Raw genomic sequence first — 23,961 nt, forward strand, 5'->3', positions numbered from 1 at the left:
GCGCCCTCGGCACGCACCGCAACATCCGCGCTCGCAAACAACACCTCAAGCAACAACTCAAGCAGCCTCCGCCGCCTCCCCACCCGTCGCCGCACGCTGCTGCTGCAGCGTCCACATCTGCGCATACAGCCCGTCCGCTTGCACGAGTTCGTCGTGCGTGCCGCGCTCGACGATGCGCCCGTGGTCCATCACGAGAATCTGCTGCGCGTGCACGACCGTCGACAGCCGGTGCGCGATCACCAGCGTGGTCCGGTGCCGGGCGATCTGGTCGAGCTCCTGCTGGATCGCGCGCTCCGAACGCGAATCGAGCGCGGAAGTCGCCTCGTCGAACAGCAGGATCGGCGGGTTCTTCAGCAGCGTGCGCGCGATCGCGACGCGCTGCTTCTCGCCGCCCGACAATTTCAGCCCGCGCTCGCCGACCGGCGTGTCATAGCCCTTCGGCAGGCTTTCGATGAAGTCGTGGATGTGCGCGGCGCGCGCGGCCGCGATCACTTCGTCGCAGCTCGCGCTCGGGCGGCCGTACGCGATGTTGTAGTAGATCGAGTCGTTGAACAGCACGGTGTCCTGCGGCACGATGCCGATCGACGCGCGCAGCGAGTCCTGCGTGACGTCGCGGATGTCCTGCCCGTCGATCCGGATCGCGCCGCCCGTGTGCCGGTCGAGGTCGTAGAAGCGAAACAGCAGCCGCGACAGCGTCGACTTGCCCGACCCGCTATGGCCGACCACCGCGGTCGTCGTGCCCGCATCGATCGTGAACGACACGTCGTGCAGGATCGGCCGCGCCGGCTCGTATGCGAAGTTCACGTGCTCGAAGCGCACCTGCGCGCCGGCCACCGCGAGCGCGCGCGCGTCGGGCAGATCCGCGACTTCCTTCGCGGCCGACAGCAGCCCGAACATCCGGTCCATGTCGGTGAGGCTCTGCTTGAGCTCCCGATAGACGACGCCGAGAAAATTCAGCGGGATGTACAACTGCAGCATGAACGTGTTGATCAGCACCAGATCGCCGAGCGTCAGCTTGCCGGCCAGCACGCCCTGCGTCGCGCGCCACAGGATGAACACGAGCCCCGTGCCGATGATCGCCTGCTGCCCGAAGTTCAGCAGCGACAGCGAATTCTGCGAGCGGATCGCGGCCCGGCGGTAGCGCTTCAGGTTCTCGTCGTAGCGCTGCGTCTCCCACTCCTCGTTGCCGAAGTACTTGACCGTTTCGTAATTGATCAGCGAGTCGATCGCCCGCGAGTTCGCGCGCGAATCGAGCTCGTTCATCGTGCGGCGGAAGTGTGTGCGCCAGTTGGTGACCTTCACGGTGAACACGATGTAGGTGACGAGCGCCGCGAACGTCACGTACGCGTAATACGCTTCGTACTTGACCACGAAGAAGCCGAGCACGAGGCCGACCTCGACGAGCGTCGGCAGGATGCTGTACAGCGAATAGGAAATCAGCTGCTGAATGCCGCGGGTGCCGCGCTCGATGTCGCGCGACATGCCGCCCGTCTGGCGTTCGAGATGGAACCGCAGCGACAGCCCGTGCAGATGCCGGAACACCTGCAGCGCGAGCTGGCGCACCGCGCTCTCGGTCACCTTCGAGAACAGAATTTCGCGCAACTCGGTAAACAGCGACGTCGACAGCCGCACCAGCGCATAGGCCACCACGAGCAGCCCGACGCCGCCCGCGAGCACGATGCCGGCCGACTGCTCGGCGCGGCCGAGCGCGGTGAGCTGCTGCACGGTGGACAGATGATCGACGATGCGCTTCATCACGACCGGCACGCCGAGGTTCGCGACCTTCGCGCCGATCAGGCAGCCGAGCGCGAGCGCGACGCGCCATTTGTAGGTCGCGAGGTAAGGCAGCAGCGAGCGGATGGTCTGCCAGTCGTTGCGGGGCCCGGTGGGAGCCGGCGCGGGCTCGCCGGAAGCGGAATATCGGCGCATGGGGAGGATCGGCGGCGGCGTGAGGCGCATGGCTGCGGCGGCCCGCTCGCCCGCTTTCTCGTACAATTTATGGTCGTTGTATTGTCGCAGAAGCCGCTACGCGCCGCTGCCGGCGGCCCGGCCGGCCGGGCTGCGCGCGGCGGCGCATTTATTACAGGATGAAAGCCCCCGCCATGACCGATCCGATCCTCGAGCTCCCGCAGAAACAGCCCGCCCTGCGCGTCGTCCCGCAACCGCACGACGCCAACGTCCACGGCGACGTGTTCGGCGGCTGGATCATGTCGCAGGTCGACATCGCCGGCTCGATTCCGGCGAGCCAGCGTGCGAACGGCCGCGTCGCGACGGTCGCGGTCAATTCGTTCGTGTTCAAGCAGCCGGTGTTCGTCGGCGACGTGCTGAGCTTCTACGCGACGATCATGCGCACCGGCAACACGTCGGTGACGGTCGACGTCGAGGTGTACGCGCAGCGCATGCGGCTGATGGGCGAAATCGTGAAGGTCACCGAAGCCACGCTCACCTACGTCGCAACCGGCGCCGACCGCAAGCCGCGGCCGCTGCCGCCGCTGTGACCGGCAGCCGCGCCGACGGGCCGCAGCAGGCGCGTCAGCGCGCGGCCGCCAGCCCGAACTCGCGCATCGCCGGCACGAAATCGTGGTTCAGCGTCGGCTTGCGCGACAGCTTCATCAGCACGTAGCGCTGAAACGGCGCGAGCTGCTGCCACTGCGCCAGCGCGGGCGGCAGCAGCCCGGCCAGCGCGCTTTGCTGCACCAGCGCGTCGGGCACCGAGCCGGTGTCGCGCCAGCCCGGCTGCTCGTCCGGCTGGAACCACGACGGCTCGAGATCGGCATGCGTGCGCAGCATCTCGAACAGCGCGTGATCGAAATTGGGCTCGATCGCGGTATCGTCGTCGGCGGGAAAGCGTGCGAGCAGCTTGCGGTCCTCCAGCGGCAGCAGCTGCCACTGCTCGAGCGAGATGCGCAGACCGAAGCGGTCGAGATTGAAGCGCACGATCATCGGGATGTACGTCAGGTTTTCCGACGAATCGTGTTCGAAATCGAATAGCAGCGGAGCGTCGCTGAGTCCCATGGTCGTTACCTGAGTGTCGGATGCCGGCGCGGCCGGCCTGCCTGAGGTATTTTAGAACCTCCGGGCGCGCGCGGCCGACATGATCGACGCCGCAACCGCCCCATCCACCGGAGTGCCCGTGAATCCGACTGACACAGAAGAACCGCGCGGCGCGATCGAGTTGCCGGTGCGTCGCACGCGCGGCGGCGCGGTCGAGGCCGCGCACGATTACGTCGGCCAGGAATGGCCGGTCGCGCTCGTCTTCAACGGCATCTCGCATGCGGTGATGATGTGTACGCCGCGCGACCTCGAGGCGTTCGCGGTCGGCTTCGCGATCTCCGAAGGGATCGTCGAGCGCGGCAGCGACATCAAGGACATCGACGTGAGCGTGCACGCCGACGCGCCGCTGCCGTATGCGCAGGTGCACCTCGAAGTGGTCCAGCAGGCGTTCGCCGCGCTGAAGGAGCGGCGCCGCGCGCTCGCCGGCCGCACCGGCTGCGGCGTGTGCGGCATCGAAAGCATCGACCTGCTCGATCTCGCGCCGGAGCGCGTGCCCGACACCGGCTTTCTCGCGCGCGTCGCGCCCGACGCGCTCGCGCGCGCCGCCCGCGCGCTACCGGCCCATCAGGCGCTCACGCAGCTGACCGGCGGCCTGCATGCGGCCGCGTGGTGCGATGCAACGGGCGCGATCCGCACCGCGTTCGAGGACGTCGGCCGCCACAACGCGCTCGACAAGCTGATCGGTTCGCTGGTGCTCGCGCGCGCCGACCTGACCGACGGCTTCGTGTTTCTGTCGAGCCGCGCGAGCTACGAACTGGTGCGCAAGTCGGCGCGCGTCGGCATTCCGATGGTCGCGACGATCTCGGCGCCGTCGTCGCTCGCGGTCACGATCGCAAAGACGGCCGGCCTGCGGCTGGTGAGCTTCTGCCGCGAGACCGGCCACGTGGATTACGGCACCGCGTGAGCGGTCGCGGCCGGCGCATGGTTCGCCGTGTCGGCCGCATCGGACGCCGCACGCTGCACCGTGCGCACCTCGGGCGCCGCATCGCTCGTGCGCTTGCCGCGATAGTCGGTCCACAGCTTGAGGTCGGTGTCGTAGAGCTTGCAGCGGCGCGCCGTGTCGAAGTACCAGCGCAGGCTGAAGCGCTGCACGACGATCCGGCCGGGCAGCATGTCTTCCAGCTTCGTCTGCGCCGGCTTGAGCCGGTACAGCGGCACGCTCATGTCGACGTGATGCGCGGTGTGCTCCATGATGTGATGCAGCAGGCCGCCGATGCCGAACGGGAACGTCAGGTGCAGCGTGGTCGACACGAACGGCGCGGCGTTCGACCATTCGGCGCGGTTCGCGTGCCATGCGATGCGCGGGTCGGTATGGTGCACGTACACGACGAAGCCGATCATCGAACACCAGAACAGGAACGGCACGAGCACGCCGGTCGCGAGCAGCAGCGCGACCGATTGATGCGTGCGCAGCGCGACCGCGACGACGGCGGCGATCCACACGGCCGCGAAGGCCGTCACCAGCAGGCAGTCGCGCCGGAACACCGGCCGCGACGCGCCGATATAGCCGCGGCTCGGGAAGTACATCCGCAGCCACCAGATCTCGACGAGATAGTAGAGGCCCGGCGCCCAGCCGCTCCGGTAGATGCGATCGAGCAGCCGGCGCGTCGGCGACAGCGCGGCGAACTCCGCCGGCGTATGCGGCGCCCAGACGAAGTCGAAGCCCTTCAGGTTCGTATAGCCGTGGTGCACGACGTTGTGCCCGACTTCCCACAGGCTGTATGGCGTCAGCGACGGCAGAAACGCGATGCGGCCGAGCCAGCGGTTCAGCCCGCGGTTCGGCGTGAGGCTCTGATGGCACGCGTCGTGCCCGATGATGAACAGTCGCCCGGTGATGAAGCCGGCCGCCATCCCGCAGACGATCTTGCCGACGATCGAGCCGAGCAGCAGCGCGCCGGCGAACGCGGCGAACAGCAGCAGGTAATCGAGCACCAGCAGCAGGATCGGGCGCGCGATCTCGCGCGTGGCGAACGGCACGAGCCAGGCGCGGATGACCTTGCGATGCGGGATCGGCTCGTCGGCGCGAACCGGAGTATGAGTATCGTGATTGTTCATGATGCGGAGAAGGCGCGCGGTACGCGCGCCTGAAAAGGGGAAGCCGCGCCGCTTAGCGCGACATCATGTTCATGCTGACGTTGTGCATCACCCACAATGTCCCGACGATCAGGATCAGCGCGGTCAGCACCGTATAGCTGAACGCCATCACGTTCCAGCGCTGGCTCGACGCGGTGTTCATGTGCAGGAAGCACACCAGATGCACGAGGATCTGCGCGAACGCGAGCACCGCGAGCGCGATGACCGCCGCCTTCGGCGCGAGCACGCCTGCCATCACCAGCCCGAACGACGCTGCCGTGAGCAGCACCGACAGCACGAAGCCGACGACGTAGCCACGGGCCGTGCCGTGCGCTTCGTCGTGGTGGATGAGTTCCGAATGAGCCATTTAGATCACGCTCGCGAGGTAGACGAAGGAGAACACGCAGATCCAGACGATGTCGAGGAAGTGCCAGAAGAGGCTCAGGCACGTGAGACGCCGCACGTCGCGCTCGGTCATGCCCGAGCCGCGCGCCATCTGCACGACCAGCACCACCATCCACAACAGGCCGACCGCCACGTGCAGCCCGTGCGTGCCGACCAGCGCGAAGAACGCCGACAGGAACGCGCTGCGCTGCGGGCCTGCGCCGTCGGCGATCAGGTGCGAGAACTCGCGCAGTTCCATCGCGAGAAACGCGGCGCCCAGCACGAACGTCACCGCGAGCCACACGAACACGGCGCCGCGCCGGCGGCGCTGCGCGCCGAGCATCGCGAAGCCGTACGTGATGCTCGACAGCAGCAGCGCGGCCGTCTCGAGCGCGACGCCCGGAATGTCGAACAGGTCCTTCGCGGTCGGACCGCCCGCGAACTGGTTGCCGAGCACGGCGAACGTGGCGAACAGCGACGCGAAGATCACGCAGTCCGTCATCAGGTACAGCCAGAAGCCGAACACCGAATGCGACGGCGGATGGTGGTGCGCGGCCGCATGAGGGGCGGCGCCCGACAGAGATTGATACGACATCAGTTCGTCTCCAGTTCAACTTCCGGCGCCGCGGCGCCGAGCTGCACGCCCGCGCGTTGTTCCTCGATGCGGCGGACGGTGTCCGCCGGAATGTAATAGCCGTCGTTGTCCTGCGCGCTGTACAGCACCACCGTCGCGACGATGCCGACGAGCGCGGCGATCGCGAGCCACCAGATGTGCCAGACGAGCGCGAAGCCGAGCAGCAGGCTGAAGATGCCGACGAAGAAGCCCGCGCTCGTGTTCGACGGCATGTGAATGTCGTCGTAGCGGACGTTCTTGCCGAGGCCGAGCCCGAGGCCCTTCGCCTTGCGATACGCGAGCTCGTCGAGTTCGTGCACGTTCGGGATCACCGCGAAGTTGTAGACCGCGGGCGGCGACGACGTCGCCCATTCGAGCGTGCGGCCGTTCCACGGGTCGCCGGTCGCGTCGCGATACTGCGGCTGGTGACGATTGCGCCAGCCGACCCACACCGATGCGACCTGGCAGAGCACGCCGAGCGCGATCAGCACGACGCCGCACGCGGCGGCCACCAGCCACGGATGCCATGCCGGGTTGTCGTAGTGGTTCAGACGGCGCGTCATGCCCATGAAGCCGAGCACGTACAGCGGCACGAACGATGCGTAGAAGCCGAGGAACCAGCACCAGAACGCGCGCTTGCCGAACTTCTCGTCGAGCCGGAACCCGAACACCTTCGGGAACCAGTAATGCACGCCTGCGAAGTAGCCGAACACGACGCCGCCGATGATCGCGTTGTGGAAATGCGCGATCAGGAACAGGCTGTTGTGCAGCACGAAGTCGGCGCCCGGAATCGCCATCATCACGCCGGTCATCCCGCCGAGCGTGAACGTCACCATGAAGCCGATCGTCCACAGCACGGGCGTCGTGAATTCGATGCGGCCGCGGTACATCGTGAACAGCCAGTTGAAGATCTTCACGCCGGTCGGGATCGCGATGACCATCGTCATGATCCCGAAGAACGCGTTGACGTCGGCGCCCGAGCCCATCGTGAAGAAGTGATGCAGCCACACCAGGAACGCGAGCACCATGATCACGCACGACGCGTAGACCATCGTCTTGTAGCCGAACAGCGGCTTCTTCGCGAAGGTCGCGATCACTTCCGAATAGATGCCGAACGCGGGCAGCACGAGGATGTACACCTCCGGATGGCCCCACGCCCAGATCAGGTTCAGGTACAGCATCGCGTTGCCGCCGGCATCGTTCGTGAAGAAGTGCATGTCGAGGTAGCGATCGAGCCCGAGCAGCGCGAGCGCGACCGTCAGGATCGGGAACGTCGCCATGATCAGCACGTTCGAGCACAGCGCCGTCCACGTGAACACCGGCATCTTCATCAGCGTCATGCCGGGCGCGCGCATCTTGACGATCGTCACGAAGAAGTTGATCGCGGTGATCAGCGTGCCGACGCCCGAGATCTGCAGCGCCCACAGGTAGTAGTCGACCCCTACCCCCGGACTGAACTGCAGCTCCGACAACGGCGGATAGGCGAGCCAGCCCGTCTGCGCGAATTCGCCGATCACGAGCGAGATGTTCATCAGGATCGCGGCGACCGCCGTCATCCAGAAGGACAGCGAATTCAGGAACGGGAACGCGACGTCGCGCGCGCCGATCTGCAGCGGCACGATCAGGTTGAAGAACGCGACCAGCAGCGCCATCGCCATGAAGAAGATCATGATCACGCCGTGCGCGGTGAAGACCTGGTCATAGTGATGCGGCGGCAGATAGCCGGGCGAGTTGTATGCGAGCGCGAGCTGCAGGCGCATCATCACGGCGTCCGCGAAGCCGCGCAGCAGCATCAGCACCGCGACGATCAGATACATCACGCCGATCTTCTTGTGGTCGACCGACGTCAGCCACTCGCTCCACAGCCATTTCCACCGTCCGGTCACCGTCAGCGCGGCGACGATGCCGAGCACGACGAGCCCCATGAACGCGCTCGCGCCCATGATGATGGGCTGATCGAACGGGATCGCCGATAGTGTGAGTTTGCCTAGCATGCGTTACCCCTTCGTCGTGCAGGCGGCGTCCTTCGGATCGAGGACATGGCCGTTGTTGTACTTCGCGATGATGTTGTGGAACAGCTTCGGGTCCACCGACGAGAAATAGCGCACCGGCGCCTTCTCGCTCGGCTGCGCGACCGTGCCGTACGCGGTCATGTCGAGCCGGTCCGCCGACGCCTTCACTTTCTGCACCCACGCGTCGAACTGCTCGCGCGGCTCGGCGAGCGTGCGGAACTTCATGTCCGAGAAGCCGCGACCGCTGTAGTTCGCGGACACGCCGGCGTAGTCGCCGGCTTCGTCGGCGATCAGGTGCAGGCGCGTCTGCATGCCGGCCATCGCATAGACCTGCGTGCCGAGTTGCGGGATGAAGAACGAATTCATCACCGAATCGGACGTGATGCGGAAGTTCACCGGCGTGCCGACGGGAATCGCGAGCTGGTTCACCGACGCGATGCCGAGCTGCGGATAGATGAACAGCCACTTCCAGTCGAGCGCGACGACTTCGACGTCGATCGGCTTGACCGACGACTCGAGCGGCCGGTACGGGTCGAGTTCGTGCGTCGTGCGCCACGTGAGCACGCCGAGGAACAGGATGATCAGCGTCGGGACCGTCCAGATCACGACTTCGATCGCGGTCGAGTGCGACCAGTTCGGCGCGTAGGTCGCGTTGCGGTTGGATGCGCGATAGCGCCATGCAAACCACAGCGTGAGCAGGATCACCGGGACCACGACGATCAGCATCGTCCACGTGGCCGTCGCGATCAGCGACTTTTCCGCGACGCCGACGGCGCCCTTCGGATCGAGCACGTGGAGGTCGCTGCATCCGGCGAGTCCAGCCAGCAGCCCGATGGCGGGTGCCGCACGCGCCCCGCCGGTGATTCGTCCGATCATTGTTCGTTCGCCTGATTGTCGTTGAGGAGTACCACCGGTCGCGCGCCGCCGTCGCGCGACGCAGCCGGCCGCGGCGACCCGACCGCGAACTGTACGGAAATTTGCGGCAGCGCAACTTGACGGCGGACAAGGTTTGCCGTTGCGAGCGGGAGCGGGTCGCGGTAGGCGGGGCGGGATTTTTGGTGGTTGTCGCTGTTGCCGGGGCTCGCGGCGCGGCGTGGGGCCGCGTTCAGGCTGGGGGCAGGAGCGAAGGCGCTACACCGCGACGTGAGTGTCGGCGGGGAGCACGGTAGTAGATATGGGGGACGATCGCGCGCGGCGATCGGCGACGATTGCCGCGGTATGGCGTGCCACGCGAACGCGCGGCGATGCGGGATCGAACCGAGATGCCGCTCGGCGCGTCTTCCCTACGCGCCGATGACGGGCCGCGCGGCGAGCCGCCGGCCGGCCCGAGCGTCCCGCTCGGCCGCGCCGGGCCGCGCGCTCGTTCTGGATCGCGAAGCGTTCGCGCCGCGTATCAGTCGAATTGCCGAAAATCCGGCTTCCGCTTCTCGAAAAAGGCCGTCATCGCCTCGCGCGCTTCCGGCGCGCGCAGCATCGCCGAGAAATGCGCAGCCTCCTCCGCCATCCGCGCGGCCACCGCGACGCCGCCGGTATCCTTGAGCAGCGCCTTCGTCACGCGCAGCGACGACGCGGGCAGTGCCGCCAGCTTCGCGGCCTGCTTCGCCGCGAACGCGTCGAGTTCGGCCGCCGGCAGCACGCGATTGACGATGCCGATCCGGTGCGCCTCCAGCGCGTCGAACGGCTCGCCGAGCAGCAGCTTTTCGGCGGCGATCTGATGTCCGGCCAGCCGCGGCAACAGCACGCTCGACGCGGCCTCCGGGCACAGCCCGAGCTGCGCGAACGGCAGCGAGAACGTCGCGGTGTCGGCCGCATAGACGAGATCGCAGTGCAACAGCATCGTCACGCCGACGCCGACCGCGATGCCCGGCACCGCCGCGACGATCGGCTTCGCCGCGCCGCTGATGCGGCCGAGGAACTGGAACACCGGCGCGTGCTCGTCCGTCGGCGGCGCCTTCAGGAAATCCTCCAGATCGTTACCCGAGCTGAAATTGCCGTCGCTGCCGCGCAGCAGGATCGCGCGGATCGCGTTGTCCTCGTGCGCATCGGCGAGCGCATCGGCCATCGTCTGGTACATCGCCGCGGTCAGCGCGTTCTTCTTCGCCGCCCGCGCGATCGTGATCGTGATCACGCCGTCGGCGCGCTCCACTTGAATTTCGGCCACAACCGTCTCCTTTGACTTTCCCCTACCGGAATGAAAAACGGTGCGCGAGCTCGTGGCCCGCGCACCGTCGTCGCTGCTCGTCGCGTCCCGCTTACAGGCGTTCGATGATGCCCGCCGCACCCATGCCGGTGCCGACGCACATCGTGACCATCCCGTACTTCAGGTTGCGGCGGCGCAGCCCGTGCACGACGGTCGCCGCGCGGATCGCGCCGGTCGCGCCGAGCGGATGGCCGAGCGCGATCGCGCCGCCCACCGGGTTGACCTTCGACGGATCGAGGCCGAGATCGCGGATCACCGCCAGCGATTGCGCGGCGAACGCCTCGTTCAGCTCGATCCAGTCGATGTCGTCCTGCTTCAGGCCCGCTGCCTTCAGCGCGGCCGGGATCGCTTCCTTCGGCCCGATGCCCATGATTTGCGGCGGCACGCCGCGCACCGCGAAGCTCACGAAACGCGCGAGCGGCGTCAGGTTGAACTCCTTCAGCACCTTCTCCGACACGACCAGCAGCGCGCCCGCGCCGTCGGACGTCTGCGAGCTGTTGCCGGCCGTGACCGAGCCCTTGTTCGCGAACACCGTGCGCAGCTTCGCGAGGCCCTCGAGCGACGTATCGGCACGCGGGCCTTCGTCGAGCGCGATCTCGCGGGTCTTCACGTCGACTTCGCCGGTCGCGAGGTTCGGGAAGCGCTCGGTGATCGTGTACGCGGCGATCTCGTCGCCGAATTCGCCGGCCTGCTGCGCGGCGAGCGCCTTGCGGTGCGATTCGACCGAGAACGCGTCCTGGTCTTCACGGCTCACCTTCCACTGCTCGGCCACGCGCTCGGCGGTCAGGCCCATGCCGTACGCGATGCCGAAGTCTTCGCTGCGATCGAAGATGTGCGGCGACATCGACGGCTTGTTGCCCATCATCGGCACCATGCTCATCGATTCGCAGCCGCCCGCGAGCAGCGCCTCCGACTCGCCGACGCGAATGCGGTCGGCCGCCATCGCGAGCGCCGTGATGCCCGACGCGCAGAAGCGGTTGACCGTCACGCCGCCGACCGTCTGCGGCAGCCCGGCGAGCAGCGCGCCCATGCGCGCGACGTTCAGTCCCTGCTCGGCTTCGGGAATCGCACAGCCGATGATCGCGTCCTCGATCAGCTTCGTGTCGAAGCCCGGCACCTGCGCGATCGTCGACTTGATCGCGTGAACCAGCAGCTCGTCGGGGCGCGTGTTCTTGAAGACACCGCGCGGGGCCTTGCCGATCGGGGTGCGGCTGGCGGCGACGATGTATGCGTCTTGCAGTTGTTTGCTCATTTGAAGCTCCTTGTCGGCTCGCTCACTCAGTTACGCACCGGCTTGCCGGTCTGCAACATGCCCATGATCCGCTCCTGCGTCTTCTGCGTGCCGAGCAGCTCGACGAACGCGCGGCGCTCGAGCGCGAGCAGCCATTGCTCGTCGACGAGGCTGCCGGCTTCGACGTCGCCGCCGCACACCACTTCGGCGATGCGGCTCGCGATCAGGAAGTCGTGGTCGCTGATGAAGCGGCCGTCGCGCATGTTGACGAGCGACGCCTTGATCGTCGCGATCGCCGAGCGGCCGGCGACCGGCACGTCCTTCGCGCGCAACGGCGCGCGATAACCGGTCGCGGCCAGCGCGCGCGCTTCCTTCTTCGCAGTGTCGAGCAGCTCGAACACGTTGAAGACGATCGTGTCGGACGGCTTCACGTAGCCCATCGCGCGCGCGTCGTGCGCGGAGCTCGACACCTTCGCCATCGCCGCGTTCTCGAACGACTTAGTGACGAACTTCAGGATGTCGGTCGTCGCGTTCGCGGCCGTGGCGGCGTCCGCCGCGCGCAGCGCCGCTTCCTTCAGGCCGCCGCCGGCCGGCACGAGGCCGACGCCCACTTCGACGAGCCCGATGTAGCTCTCGACGTGCACGACGCGCTTCGCGCTGTGCAGCATCAGCTCGCAACCGCCGCCGAGCGCGATGCCCGACACGGCCGCGACCACCGGCACGTTCGCGTACTTCACGCGCAGCATGCCTTCCTGGAACTTCTTCACGAACGGCTCGATGCCCTTCGCGCCGCCCATCATGAACGCGGGCATCGCCTCCTCGAGGTTCGCGCCGGCCGAGAACGGACCGCCCGGCGTGCCGAGCTTCAGCGACGTCGGCTGCCAGATCACGACGCCCTTGTAATCCTGCTCCGCGAGCTCGATCGCCTGCACGAGGCCGTCGATCACACTCGGCCCGATCGTGTTCATCTTCGACTTGAACGACACGATCACGACGTCGTCCTCGCCCGCGCGGTCGTCGACCCATGCACGCACCGCATCGGTTTCGAACAGCGTCTTGCCGTAGGTCTTCGGGTCCGCGCCAGTTTCGCCGAGCAGCGGCGCGCGGAACACCTGCTTGCCGTAGACGGCAAGATCCGAGCGCGGCACGAAGCGCTTCGACGCCGGCGCCCACGAGCCCTCGGCCGTATGCACGCCGCCCTTCTCGGCGACCGGGCCTTCGAGCACCCACGACGGCAGCGGCACGTTGGCGAGCGCCTTGCCGGCCGCGATGTCTTCCTGCACCCACTCGGCGACCTGCATCCAGCCGGCGGCCTGCCAGCCTTCGAACGGACCTTCGTTCCAGCCGAAGCCCCAGCGGATCGCGAGGTCGACGTCGCGCGCGTTGTCGGCGATCGACTCGAGGTGCACGCCGATGTAGTGGAACACGTCGCGGAAGATCGACCACAGGAACTGCGCGTGCGGATGGTCCGTCTCGCGCAGCAGTTTCAGGCGTTCCGCCGGCGGGCGCTTCAGGATGCGGCCGACGGTTTCGTCCGCCTTAGCACCCGAGTCGACGTAGGCGCCCGTCTTCGCGTCGAGCACCTTGATCGCCTTGCCTTCCTTCTTGTAGAAGCCGCCGCCGGTCTTCTGGCCGAGCGCGCCCTGCTTCACCAGTTCGGCGAGCACCGCGGGCGTTTCGTAGACCGGGAAGAACGGATCGTCGGCGAGGTTGTCCTGCATCGTCTTGATCACGTGCGCCATCGTATCGAGGCCGACCACGTCCGCGGTGCGGAACGTCGCCGACTTCGCGCGGCCGAGGCGGGCGCCGGTCAGATCGTCGACTTCGTCGAAGCGCAGGCCGAACTTCGCGGCCTCGGCGATCACCGCGAGGATCGAGAAGATGCCGACGCGGTTCGCGATGAAGTTCGGCGTGTCCTTCGCGCGCACGACGCCCTTGCCGACGACGCTCGTCAGGAACGTCTCGAGCTGGTCGAGGATCTCCGGGCGCGTATGTGCGGTCGGGATCAGCTCGACGAGGTGCATGTAGCGCGGCGGGTTGAAGAAGTGCACGCCGCAGAAGCGCGCCTTCAGCTCGTCGGAGAAACCTTCGGACAGCTTCGTGATCGACAGGCCCGACGTGTTGGTCGCGAAGATCGCGTTCGGCGCGATATGCGGGGCGACCTTCTTGTACAGGTCGTGCTTCCAGTCCATCCGCTCGGCGATCGCTTCGATCACGACGTCGCATTCGGCCAGCTTCGCGATGTCGTCCTCGTAGTTCGCGGCTTCGAGGTATTTCGCGTCGTCCTTCACGCCGAACGGCGCGGGCGACAGCTTCTTCAGATTCTCGATCGCCTTCAGCGCGATCGCGTTTTTCGGGCCTTCCTTGGCCGGCAGGTCGAACAGCAGCACCGGCACGCGCGCGTTGACGAGATGCGCGGCGATCTGCGCGCCCATCACGCCGGCGCCGAGCACGGCGACCTTGCGAATCAGAAAATTGCTCACGGGATGTCTCCGGATAGTGCCGTGCAGCGCGGGTTATGAGGGCTGCGCGGCGAAGTGAGTACCAGGAACCGTTGCGTTCGGGCGGCGCGCGATGCGCACCGCCCGGACTCGCGTCAGAACAGCGATTCGTCGACTTCCATCAGCGTCTTCGAACCGGCGCGCGCGGCGCGGATCGTCGCGGCCGTTTCGGGCAGCAGGCGCGCGAAGTAGAAGCGGGCCGTCGCGAGCTTCGACTTGTAGAAGGGGTCGCCCGACGCTTCGTGATCGAGCGCGATGCGCGCCATGCGCGCCCAGAAGTACGAGAACACCAGATGACCGACGGTGCGCAGGTACGGCACGGCAGCCGCGCCCACTTCGTCCGGGTTCTGCATCGCCTTCATGCCGATTTCCATCGTCAGCTTCTGCACCTTCTCGCCGATGTCGGCGAGCGGGTTGATGAACTCGGCCATCTCCGGCTTCACGCCTTCGGCTTCCGCGAATTCGGTCACGAGCTTGCCGAACTTCTTCAGCTTCGCACCCATGTCGCCGAGCACCTTGCGGCCCAGCAGGTCGAGCGACTGGATCGAGTTCGTGCCTTCGTAGATCATGTTGATCCGCGCGTCGCGCACGTACTGCTCCATGCCCCACTCGGAGATGAAGCCGTGGCCGCCGTAGATCTGCATCGCGTGGTTGGTCGACTCGAACGCGTTGTCGGTCAGGAACGCCTTGATGATCGGCGTGAGCAGCGCGACGAGGTCGGCGGCTTCCTTGCGCACCGCTTCGTCGGCGTGCGACAGCTCCTTGTCGATCTGCAGCGCCGACCAGTACGTGAACGCGCGCGCGCCTTCCGCATAGGCCTTCTGCGTGAGCAGCATGCGGCGCACGTCCGGGTGGACGATGATCGGGTCGGCCGGCTTGTCCGGCGCCTTCGGGCCGGTCAGCGAGCGCATCTGCAGGCGTTCCTTCGCGTAGGTCAGCGAGTTCTGGTACGCCACTTCGGTGAGACCGAGGCCCTGCATGCCGACGCCCAGGCGCGCGGCATTCATCATCACGAACATCGCGTTGAGGCCCTTGTTCGGCTCGCCGACCATCCAGCCCTTCGCGCCGTCGAGGTTCATCACGCACGTCGAGTTGCCGTGGATGCCCATCTTGTGCTCGATCGAACCGCACTTGATGCCGTTGCGCTCGCCCGGCTCGCCCGACGCGTCCGGAATGAACTTCGGCACGATGAACAGCGAGATGCCCTTGGTGCCTTGCGGCGCGTCCGGCAGGCGCGCGAGCACGAGGTGGACGATGTTCTTCGACATGTCGTGCTCGCCGCTCGAGATGAAGATCTTCGTGCCGCTGATCGAGTACGAGCCGTCGCCGTTCGGTTCGGCCTTGGTGCGCAGGATGCCGAGGTCGGTGCCGCAGTGCGGCTCGGTCAGGCACATCGTGCCGGTCCATTCGCCGGACACGAGCTTCGGCAGATATTGCTGCTGCAGCTCCGGCGCGCCGTGGGCGTGCAGGCATTCGTACGCGCCGTGCGACAGGCCGGGATACATCGTCCAGGCCTGGTTCGCCGAGTTCAGCATTTCGTAGAGCGCGTTGTTGACGAACGCGGGCAGGCCCTGGCCGCCGTATTCCGGGTCGCAGCCGAGCGCGGGCCAGCCGGCCTCGACGTACTGGCGGTACGCTTCCTTGAAGCCGGTCGGCGTCTTCACGACGCCGTCGCCTTCATAGGTGCAGCCTTCGCGATCGCCGACCTGGTTCAGCGGGAACAGCACCTCTGAGCAGAACTTGCCCGCTTCCTCCAGGACCTGGTTGATCGTGTCGGCGTCGAGGTCCGCATGCCGCGGCATTTGCTTGACCTCGGCTTCGACGTTCAGAAGCTCGTGCAACACGAATTGCATGTCGCGCAGCGGCGCGGCGTACTGTCCCATGACTCTCTCCAAAGGTGGGCAAAACGGCTCGAGCTCCTGGCGGCGGTTCCCGCGCCGCTAACGGCTCTCGCTCTGATACGAAACGATCGTCTTTTCCAGCGCGGCCCACGTGAGGCGCACGGCATCCGGCGAATGCAGGAAGCGTGCGTCGTGATGCAGGCCGAGCGTGAAGCTGTACAACTCGAAGAGCATCAGGTCCGGATCGGAATCCGCACGCAGATGACCCTCTTCCTTCGCCTGCGAAATGGCGCGCAGCAACGCGGCACGCCAGGCGGTCACGCTCGCGATCAACTGCTCGCGCACCGGGCTGTCCGGCCGGTCGTCGTACTCGACGGCCCCGCTGATGTAGATGCAGCCAGTCGTCACCTCCTGGATGCGCTTCTCGATCCAGCGCGCCAGCATCGCCCGCAGGCGCGGCAAACCGCGCGGCTCGCGCAGGCTCGGAAAGAACACCTCGTTCTCGAAACGATGGTGATATTCGCGGACGACCTCGACCTGCAGATCCTCGCGCGATCCGAAGTGCGCGAACACGCCGCTCTTGCTCATCTGCATGCGCTCGGCCAGCAGGCCGATCGTCAGCCCCTCCAGCCCGTCACGGCTGGCGAGATCCAAAGCAGCTTCGAGTATCGCGGCACGCGTCTGTTCGCCTTTTCGCATAGCTTTTTCTGTAACCGTTCGGGGGGTCGAATAAAATCGAACGGCCGTACTATTATTGAGTGCGGCCGCTCGTGAAACAAGGAAATTATTAGAAACCGGTGTCTAACCGAGCCGCTATTTTGCGCGATTCCGGCGGGACCGGAGCGGCTTTTCCGCACGAACGTGCGGACAGATTTTTGAAGCGGGCGCTTAGTCGTAACCGCCGACCGTCAGCGCCTTCATCACGAGGCGGTACGTGTTGTACGCGAGCCAGTTCAGGATACGCTCGATGCGCGGCCGCGTCGCGTACAGCGCGGCGTCGATTTCGCGGCCTTCGGCGAACGCGGCGCCGATCGCGTCGCGCAGCTCGTTGGTGACCTTGTCGTAGCGCACCAGCACCACGTTGGCCTCATTGTTCAACATCAGGCTCAACGCGTCCAGATTCGACGAACCGACCGTCGCCCAATTGTCGTCGATCACGGCCACCTTGCCATGCAGGATCGTCTTGTCGTATTCCGCCACGCGCACGCCGGCGCGCAGCAGCGCGTGGTACAGGAACGGCACCGCGGCGTCGAGCGCGGTGAACTCCTTGCGGCCGATCAGGATGCGCACGTCGACGCCGCGGCGCGCCGCGCGCGTCAATGCGCGGCGCAGCTTGCGACCCGGCATGAAATACGGATTCGCGAGCAGGATCTGCGCGCGCGCCTTGCCGATCGCGGCGAGATACGCCTTCTCGATCGCGCGGCGGTTCACGACGTTGTCGCGCGCGACGAACGCGACGCTCGGCTCGGTCACGACCCGCAGCGCGCCGGCCTTGATCCAGCGATGGTTGCGCATCCAGCGCCGGAACATGTCCGGGAACGCTTCGCCGCCATGCAGCCCGGCCGCGTACTGCGCATACGGCTTGTGGCCGAAGCGGATGCGGTGCCATTGCAGCTCGAACGCGGCGCGCACGTCGGCCACCGCGGGCCCGGCCATCTCGACCGCGAAATCCCAGCGCGGAAACGGCAGCGTCGCGCTGCCCTGCGTGTAGTCGTCGACGATGTTGATGCCGCCGCAGAACGCGACCGCATGATCGATCACCGCGAGCTTGCGGTGCGTGCGCGAGAAGCCGAAGCGGCCGAACAGATAGCGGTTGTAGATGCTGTGCTCGACGCCGGCCGCGGCCCAGGCGTCGAACAGCGGCAGGCGCGCGGTGCCGACGCCGTCGGTGATCACGCGCACGCGCACGCCGCGCTGCGTCGCGCGGATCAATGCGTCCGACACCGGCCGGCCGGCCGCGTCGTCGCAGAAGATGTAGGTTTCGAGCATCACCTGCTCGCGCGCCGCGTCGATCCGCTCGATCAGCGCGTGGAAGAATTCGGCGCCGGTTTCGCACAGCCGCACCGTGTTGCCGGTCGTGAACGCGAGCCGCGATGCGGAGCCGCGCTCCTGCAGGAACATCTGCCGCAATTGCGCGAAGCGCTTGCGGGCCTGCCCATTCATGCGGACGAGCCGTGCGTCGCGCCGGCGAGCGCGACGCGCACCGGCAGTTGCAGGATCGCCTCGGCGTTCGACGGCGAAAAGCAGCGCGCGGCCGCTTCACGGTACGGCAGCCACGCGTAGTCGACGTGCTCGCGCGGCGACAGCGTCACGTCGACACGCCGCGGCACGCACAGCCCGAACCAGTGCTCGACGTTGCGCGTGACGCCCGGCGCATAGCGATGCAGGTATTGCGGATAGATCGCGTATTCGATCCGATGGCGCCAATCGGTCAGCGCGGCGGCCGGCACGTCGTGCGAGCCGACCGCGATGCCGGTTTCCTCGACGACTTCCCGCGCGGCGGTGAGCGCGAGCGGCTCGTCGGGCGTGTCCTTCGAGCCGGTCACCGATTGCCAGAAGTCGGGCTGATCGGCGCGCTTGATCACCAGCACGTCGAGTTCGGGCGTGTAGATCACGACGAGAACGGATTCGGGGATTTTCGGCGGCTTCGTCATCGTTGTTTCATGCGGCACAGGGCCGTGCGCCGGGCCTGTGCCGGAACGGGCGGCAAGTGCTGCGACTGTACCGCAAAAAACGAAAAAGGCGCATCGGATGCGCCTCTTTCATCGGGTGCGCGTGTGCGCGTCGCCGCGCACACGCATGACTGCGAACTTACGCCTTCGGCTGTTCCGGCTGGCGCAGGCGGATGTGCAGCTCGCGCAGCTGGCGCTCGTCGACCGGGCTCGGCGCCTGCGTGAGCAGATCCTGCGCGCGCTGCGTCTTCGGGAACGCGATCACGTCGCGGATCGAGTCGGCGCCGGCCATCATCGTGACGATGCGGTCGAGACCGAACGCGATACCGCCGTGCGGCGGCGCGCCGTATTGCAGCGCGTCGAGCAGGAAGCCGAACTTCGCCTGCGCTTCTTCCGCACCGATCTTCAGCGCGCGGAACACCTTGCTCTGCACTTCCTCGCGGTGGATCCGCACCGAGCCGCCGCCGATTTCCCAGCCGTTCAGCACCATGTCGTACGCCTTCGCAAGGCAACGGCCCGGATCGGTCTCGAGGTACTCGAGGTGCTCGTCCTTCGGGCTCGTGAACGGGTGGTGAGCGGCGACGTAGCGCGCGTCTTCGTCGTCGTATTCGAACATCGGGAAGTCGACGACCCACAGCGGCTTCCAGCCGGCCTCAACGAGACCGTTCGCCTTGCCGAACTCCGAATGGCCGATCTTCAGGCGCAGCGCGCCGAGGCTGTCGTTCACGACCTTCGCGCGGTCGGCCGCGAAGAAGATGATGTCGCCGTCTTCAGCGCCGGTGCGCTCGAGGATCGCCGCGATCGACGCGTCGTGCAGGTTCTTGACGATCGGGCTTTGCAGGCCGTCGCGGCCCTTCGCCTTCTCATTGACCTTGATCCACGCGAGGCCCTTCGCGCCGTAGATGCGCACGAATTCCGTGTAGCCGTCGATGTCGCCGCGCGACAGCTCGCCGCCCTTCGGCACGCGCAGCGCCGCGACACGGCCGTCCTTCGCATTGGCCGGCGTGCTGAACACCTTGAAGTCGACGTCCTTCATCGCGTCGGTCAGCTCGGTGAATTCGAGCTTCACGCGCAGGTCCGGCTTGTCCGAGCCGAAACGCGCCATCGCTTCCGAGTACGGCATCACCGGGAATTTTGCGTCGAGCTCGACGTCGATCGTCGTCTTGAAGATGTGACGGATCATGTCTTCGAACAGATCGCGGATTTCCTGCTCGCCGAGGAACGAGGTTTCGCAGTCGATCTGCGTGAATTCCGGCTGACGGTCGGCGCGCAGGTCCTCGTCGCGGAAGCACTTGGTGATCTGGTAGTAACGGTCGAAGTTCGCGACCATCAGCAGCTGCTTGAACAGCTGCGGCGACTGCGGCAGCGCGAAGAACTGGCCCGCGTTCACGCGCGACGGCACCAGGTAGTCGCGCGCGCCTTCCGGCGTGCTCTTCGTGAGCATCGGCGTTTCGATGTCGATGAAGCCCTGCTCGTCGAGGTACTTGCGCGCTTCGATCGCGACGCGGTAGCGCAGGCGCAGGTTGTGCTGCATCTGCGGGCGGCGCAGGTCGAGCACGCGGTGCGTGAGGCGCGTCGTTTCCGACAGGTTGTCGTCGTCGAGCTGGAACGGCGGCGTGACCGACGCGTTCAGCACGATCAGCTCGTGGCACAGCACTTCGATCTTGCCGCTCTTCAGCCCCGCGTTGACCGTGCCTTCCGGACGGTTGCGCACCAGCCCCTTGATCTGCACGCAGAACTCGTTGCGCACGCCTTCGGCGGTCGCGAACATTTCCGCGCGATCCGGGTCGCAGACCACCTGCACGAGGCCTTCACGATCGCGCAGGTCGATGAAGATCACACCGCCGTGATCGCGGCGGCGCTGCACCCAGCCGCACAGCGACACGGTTTGGCCCAGCAGGTGTTCGGTCACGAGACCGCAGTATTCAGTACGCATCGACATGATGTTTGCTTTCGTTCGGTTTGATCAACGGGCGCCGCAGCGCGCGGCCCGGGCGATGATACGTTGGTTACAGCGGCGGCTCGACGGGACGGCGGGCGGGCGCAGGAACCGGCGCCGGGGGCGCCACGACGCCCATCGAGACGATGTACTTGAGCGCGGCATCGACCGACATGTCGAGTTCGATGACTTCGCTCTTCGGCAGCATCAGGAAGAAGCCCGACGTCGGGTTCGGCGTCGTGGGCACGTACACGCTCACGAATTCTTCCGTCAGATGGTTGACCACGTCGCCGCCCGGCGTGCCGGTCAGGAACGCGATCGTATACGAGCCGCGGCGCGGGTATTCGATCAACAGCGCCTTGCGGAACGCGTTGCCGCTGCTCGACAGCAGCGTGTCCGACACCTGCTTGACGCTCGTGTAGATCGGGCCGACCACCGGGATGTGGCGCACCACCGCGTTCCACCACGTGACGAGCTTCTGGCCGATGAAGTTGCGCGTGGCCAGCCCGACGACGAAGATGAACGCGAGCGTCAGCACCGCGCCGATGCCCGGCAGGTGAAAGCCGAGCAGCCGCTCCGGCTGCCACGACTCGGGCAGCAGCAGCAGCGTCTGGTCCATCGTGCCGATGATGAGGCCGAGCACCCACAGCGTGATCGCAAGCGGGACGAGGACCAGCAGGCCGGTCAGAAACACCGATTTCAGGGTCGTCTTTTTCATCATCTGCCGTCAATGAACCGCGCCTCGAGCGCGGTGTGAGCGCGGCCCGGCCGGGCCGCGACTGTCAAGTGCCGGCGGCGGGCGTCGCGGCCGGGGCCGGCGCGGCGCTCGTCGTCGTGCTTTCGGTGCTCGCGGCAGCCGGCGCGGCCGCAGCCGGGGCTGCACCGCCCGCGGCGCTGCCCGCTTCGCCGGACGTCGACGCCGGCGCGCTGGTGCCGCCCGAGCCACCGCGGAAATCGGTGACGTACCAGCCGGAACCCTTCAGCTGGAAGCCGGCGGCGGTGACCTGCTTGCGAAAAGCATCCTTCCCGCATTCGGGGCATTGCGACAGCGGCGCATCGCTCATCTTCTGGAGCACGTCTTTCGCGAAACCGCACGCTTCGCATCGATAGGCGTAGATCGGCATGATATTTTTCCCGCAGAAACTGGAAACGGCTTGCAAAACCTTGAATTATAGCCGAAACCCCGGCGCGCTCCGGCAACGGCAGCGACGCGCGGCGTTCAGCGACGGCGCCACGTGAGCCAGCGCTCGTGCCCATCGAACACGGGCAGCGAATCGGTCACCGGCAGCTCCTCGATCAGTTCGAACGAGGGCGCCAGCAAGGCGTCGAGCTCGGCGCGCTCGATGCCGAACGGCGGCCCCTTCGGCTTCTTCATCACGAAGAAATAGCCGGCCAGCAATCCGCCGGCCGGCAGCAGTTCGGCCATCCGCGCCGCGTAGCCGGCGCGCAGGCTCGGCGGCAGCGCGCACAGGAACGCGCGCTCGTACACCCACTGCACGACGAACGGCGGCTGGTACGCGAAAAAATCCGCCTGCTCGACGACGTCCGCATGCGCACCGAGCGTCGCCTTCGCGGCGGCGACAGCCTGCTCGGCGAAATCGATCGCGCGCACCGGCCAGCCGGCCTGCGCGAGCCAGCCGGCCTCCTGCGCGCTGCCGCAGCCGGGAATCAGCACCGTACACGGCGCGCGGCGCTGCGCGAACGCGCGGAACCCGGCGGGCACGCCGCCGAATTCCCACGGCGTCACGCCGCGCGCGAAGCGCTCGTCCCAGAACGAAGCATTGGCCGGATCGCGCGTCGCGAAGTCGGCGGCGCTCGGCGGCGGCGGTTGGGTCGGGTTGGACATCGCTCGGCTCCTGTCGGTCATGCGCCGTACGTGAGCGCGAGCAGCACGCGCGCGACGAGCGCGCCGACGCCGACGGCCAGACCGAAGATCAGCAGCGCCTGCAGCAGCCGGTTGGTGCGCTTCTGCTCGAGGAGGATCTGACGCATCAGATCGTCGCTCGCCGCGCGCGTGCCATCTTGTCGTTCGGCCAGCGCGTGGTGGATCAGGCGCGGCAGCTGCGGCAGCGTCTTGCTCCATTGTGGCGCCTCGACCTTGAAGCGCTCGTACCAGCCGCGCAGACCGATCTGCTCGGTCATCCAGCGCTCGAGATACGGCTTCGCGGTCTTCCACAGGTCGAGCTCGGGGTCGAGCGAACGGCCGAGCCCCTCGACGTTGAGCATCGTCTTCTGCAGCAGCACCAGCTGCGGCTGGATCTCGACGTTGAACCGGCGCGACGTGGAGAACAGGCGCATCAGCACCTGGCCGAGCGAGATGTCCTTCAGCGCGCGGTCGAAGTACGGCTCGCACACCGCGCGGATCGCGCTTTCGAGCTCCTCGACGCGCGTCTCGGGCGGCACCCAGCCCGATTCGAGGTGCAGCGTCGCGACGCGATGGTAATCGCGCTTGAAGAATGCGAGGAAGTTCTGCGCGAGGTAGTTCTTGTCGAAATCGGACAGCGCGCCGACGATCCCGAAATCGAGCGCGACGTAGCGGCCGAACGTGTTCGGATCGAGGCTCACCTGGATGTTGCCCGGATGCATGTCGGCGTGGAAGAAACCGTCGCGGAACACCTGCGTGAAGAAGATCTCGACGCCTTCGCGCGCGAGCTTCTTGATGTCGACGCCCGCGCTGCGCAGCGTCTCGACCTGGCTGATCGGCACGCCGGTCATGCGCTCCATCACGAGCACCTGCGACGTCGAGAAATCCCAGAACATCTCGGGCACCAGCAGCAGGTCGAGCCCGGCGAAGTTGCGGCGCAGCTGGCTGCCGTTCGCGGCTTCGCGCATCAGGTCCAGCTCGTCATGCAGGTACTTGTCGAACTCGGCGACGACCTCGCGCGGCTTCAGGCGCCGCCCGTCGGCCCACATGCGCTCGGCCCACGTCGCGATGTCGCGCATCAGCGCCAGATCGGAATCGATCACCGGCAGCATGTTCGGACGCAGCACCTTGATCGCGACGGCCTTGCCCGCGTGCACGCCCTGCTTGAGCTTCGCGAAATGCACCTGCGCGATCGACGCGCTCGCGACCGGCTCGCGCTCGAATTCGTCGAACAGCTCGTCGACCGGCGCGCCGAGCGACTTTTCGATGATCGCGATCGCGACCGCCGAGTCGAACGGCGGCACCTGGTCCTGCAGCTTCGCGAGTTCGTTCGCGAAATCGACCGACAGCAGATCGCGGCGCGTCGACAGCACCTGCCCGAACTTCACGAAGATCGGGCCGAGGCTCTCGAGCGCGTGACGCAGCCGCACCGCGGGCGGCGACGAATAGCGGCGGCCGATCGTCGTGATCCGCAGCAGCAGCTTCACGCGTCGGTCGTCGATCCGGGACAGCATCACCTCGTCGAGGCCGAAACGGATGACGGTATAGACAATCTTGATGAAACGTAAAATGCGCAT

At 66.8% G+C, this 23,961-nt stretch carries 21 protein-coding genes; 2 read left to right on the forward strand and 19 right to left on the reverse strand.

Annotation, left to right across the window (positions count from 1 at the left end):
• Positions 1-57: 57 nt before the first annotated feature.
• A complete protein-coding gene (locus EX20_RS03705; RefSeq protein ID WP_034192716.1) occupies positions 58-1,929 on the reverse strand; it encodes an ABCB family ABC transporter ATP-binding protein/permease in 1,872 nt (623 codons plus the stop codon).
• A gap of 173 nt (positions 1,930-2,102) precedes the next feature.
• Here EX20_RS03705 and EX20_RS03710 point away from each other — a divergent pair, with 173 nt between their 5' ends.
• Positions 2,103-2,498, forward strand: a complete 396-nt coding sequence (locus tag EX20_RS03710) for an acyl-CoA thioesterase (protein WP_014723611.1) — start codon at positions 2,103-2,105, stop codon at positions 2,496-2,498.
• Positions 2,499-2,532: 34 nt separating this feature from the next.
• Here EX20_RS03710 and EX20_RS03715 read toward each other — a convergent pair whose 3' ends face one another.
• The gene (locus EX20_RS03715; protein ID WP_014723612.1) at positions 2,533-3,015 is read right to left on the reverse strand and encodes a nitrate reductase associated protein; all 483 of its coding nucleotides are present in this window, start codon (positions 3,013-3,015) and stop codon (positions 2,533-2,535) included.
• Positions 3,016-3,094: 79 nt separating this feature from the next.
• Here EX20_RS03715 and fdhD point away from each other — a divergent pair, with 79 nt between their 5' ends.
• The gene (gene fdhD / locus EX20_RS03720) at positions 3,095-3,958 is read left to right on the forward strand and encodes a formate dehydrogenase accessory sulfurtransferase FdhD (protein ID WP_232356056.1); all 864 of its coding nucleotides are present in this window, start codon (positions 3,095-3,097) and stop codon (positions 3,956-3,958) included.
• On the opposite strand, the gene EX20_RS03725 is transcribed toward fdhD, so the two are convergent.
• The 17 genes from EX20_RS03725 to ubiB form a co-directional block, all read right to left on the reverse strand.
• On the reverse strand, positions 3,943-5,109 hold the full coding sequence (locus EX20_RS03725; protein WP_011885982.1) for a fatty acid desaturase: 1,167 nt from the start codon (positions 5,107-5,109) through the stop codon (positions 3,943-3,945). The genes fdhD and EX20_RS03725 overlap by 16 nt on opposite strands.
• Before the next feature lie 52 nt (positions 5,110-5,161).
• Positions 5,162-5,494, reverse strand: a complete 333-nt coding sequence (gene cyoD, locus EX20_RS03730; RefSeq protein ID WP_011885983.1) for a cytochrome o ubiquinol oxidase subunit IV — start codon at positions 5,492-5,494, stop codon at positions 5,162-5,164.
• On the reverse strand, positions 5,495-6,106 hold the full coding sequence (gene cyoC, locus EX20_RS03735; RefSeq protein WP_011885984.1) for a cytochrome o ubiquinol oxidase subunit III: 612 nt from the start codon (positions 6,104-6,106) through the stop codon (positions 5,495-5,497).
• Complete coding sequence (gene cyoB, locus EX20_RS03740; RefSeq protein WP_011885985.1) at positions 6,106-8,118, reverse strand: cytochrome o ubiquinol oxidase subunit I; 2,013 nt, start codon at positions 8,116-8,118, stop codon at positions 6,106-6,108. The genes cyoC and cyoB overlap by 1 nt, the downstream gene beginning before the upstream one ends.
• 3 nt (positions 8,119-8,121) lie before the next feature.
• The gene (cyoA, locus tag EX20_RS03745; protein ID WP_014723614.1) at positions 8,122-9,012 is read right to left on the reverse strand and encodes a ubiquinol oxidase subunit II; all 891 of its coding nucleotides are present in this window, start codon (positions 9,010-9,012) and stop codon (positions 8,122-8,124) included.
• 517 nt (positions 9,013-9,529) lie between these two features.
• Positions 9,530-10,297, reverse strand: a complete 768-nt coding sequence (locus tag EX20_RS03750) for an enoyl-CoA hydratase (protein ID WP_034192697.1) — start codon at positions 10,295-10,297, stop codon at positions 9,530-9,532.
• Between the two features lie 91 nt (positions 10,298-10,388).
• Entirely contained in the window at positions 10,389-11,588 is a 1,200-nt protein-coding gene (locus tag EX20_RS03755; RefSeq protein ID WP_011885988.1) for an acetyl-CoA C-acyltransferase, read from the reverse strand.
• 26 nt (positions 11,589-11,614) lie between these two features.
• Entirely contained in the window at positions 11,615-14,050 is a 2,436-nt protein-coding gene (locus EX20_RS03760; protein ID WP_034192698.1) for a 3-hydroxyacyl-CoA dehydrogenase/enoyl-CoA hydratase family protein, read from the reverse strand.
• Between the two features lie 113 nt (positions 14,051-14,163).
• A complete protein-coding gene (locus EX20_RS03765) occupies positions 14,164-15,951 on the reverse strand; it encodes an acyl-CoA dehydrogenase C-terminal domain-containing protein (protein ID WP_034192699.1) in 1,788 nt (595 codons plus the stop codon).
• Between the two features lie 57 nt (positions 15,952-16,008).
• Complete coding sequence (locus EX20_RS03770; protein ID WP_011885991.1) at positions 16,009-16,608, reverse strand: TetR/AcrR family transcriptional regulator; 600 nt, start codon at positions 16,606-16,608, stop codon at positions 16,009-16,011.
• A 189-nt stretch (positions 16,609-16,797) separates the two neighbouring features.
• The gene (clsB, locus tag EX20_RS03775) at positions 16,798-18,072 is read right to left on the reverse strand and encodes a cardiolipin synthase ClsB (RefSeq protein ID WP_011885992.1); all 1,275 of its coding nucleotides are present in this window, start codon (positions 18,070-18,072) and stop codon (positions 16,798-16,800) included.
• A complete protein-coding gene (gene nudB / locus EX20_RS03780) occupies positions 18,069-18,563 on the reverse strand; it encodes a dihydroneopterin triphosphate diphosphatase (RefSeq protein WP_011885993.1) in 495 nt (164 codons plus the stop codon). Before nudB ends, clsB begins: the two co-directional genes overlap by 4 nt.
• Before the next feature lie 157 nt (positions 18,564-18,720).
• On the reverse strand, positions 18,721-20,523 hold the full coding sequence (gene aspS / locus EX20_RS03785) for an aspartate--tRNA ligase (RefSeq protein ID WP_034192700.1): 1,803 nt from the start codon (positions 20,521-20,523) through the stop codon (positions 18,721-18,723).
• Positions 20,524-20,590: 67 nt separating this feature from the next.
• Positions 20,591-21,241, reverse strand: a complete 651-nt coding sequence (locus tag EX20_RS03790; protein ID WP_011885995.1) for a DUF502 domain-containing protein — start codon at positions 21,239-21,241, stop codon at positions 20,591-20,593.
• A 61-nt stretch (positions 21,242-21,302) separates the two neighbouring features.
• A complete protein-coding gene (locus EX20_RS03795; protein WP_014723622.1) occupies positions 21,303-21,644 on the reverse strand; it encodes an FmdB family zinc ribbon protein in 342 nt (113 codons plus the stop codon).
• Between the two features lie 95 nt (positions 21,645-21,739).
• On the reverse strand, positions 21,740-22,366 hold the full coding sequence (locus tag EX20_RS03800; RefSeq protein WP_034192701.1) for a class I SAM-dependent methyltransferase: 627 nt from the start codon (positions 22,364-22,366) through the stop codon (positions 21,740-21,742).
• Positions 22,367-22,383: 17 nt separating this feature from the next.
• Entirely contained in the window at positions 22,384-23,961 is a 1,578-nt protein-coding gene (gene ubiB, locus EX20_RS03805; protein ID WP_011885998.1) for a ubiquinone biosynthesis regulatory protein kinase UbiB, read from the reverse strand.

Origin of the sequence: Burkholderia sp. WP42, assembly GCF_000745665.1 — a bacterium.
Classification (GTDB): domain Bacteria; phylum Pseudomonadota; class Gammaproteobacteria; order Burkholderiales; family Burkholderiaceae; genus Burkholderia; species Burkholderia vietnamiensis.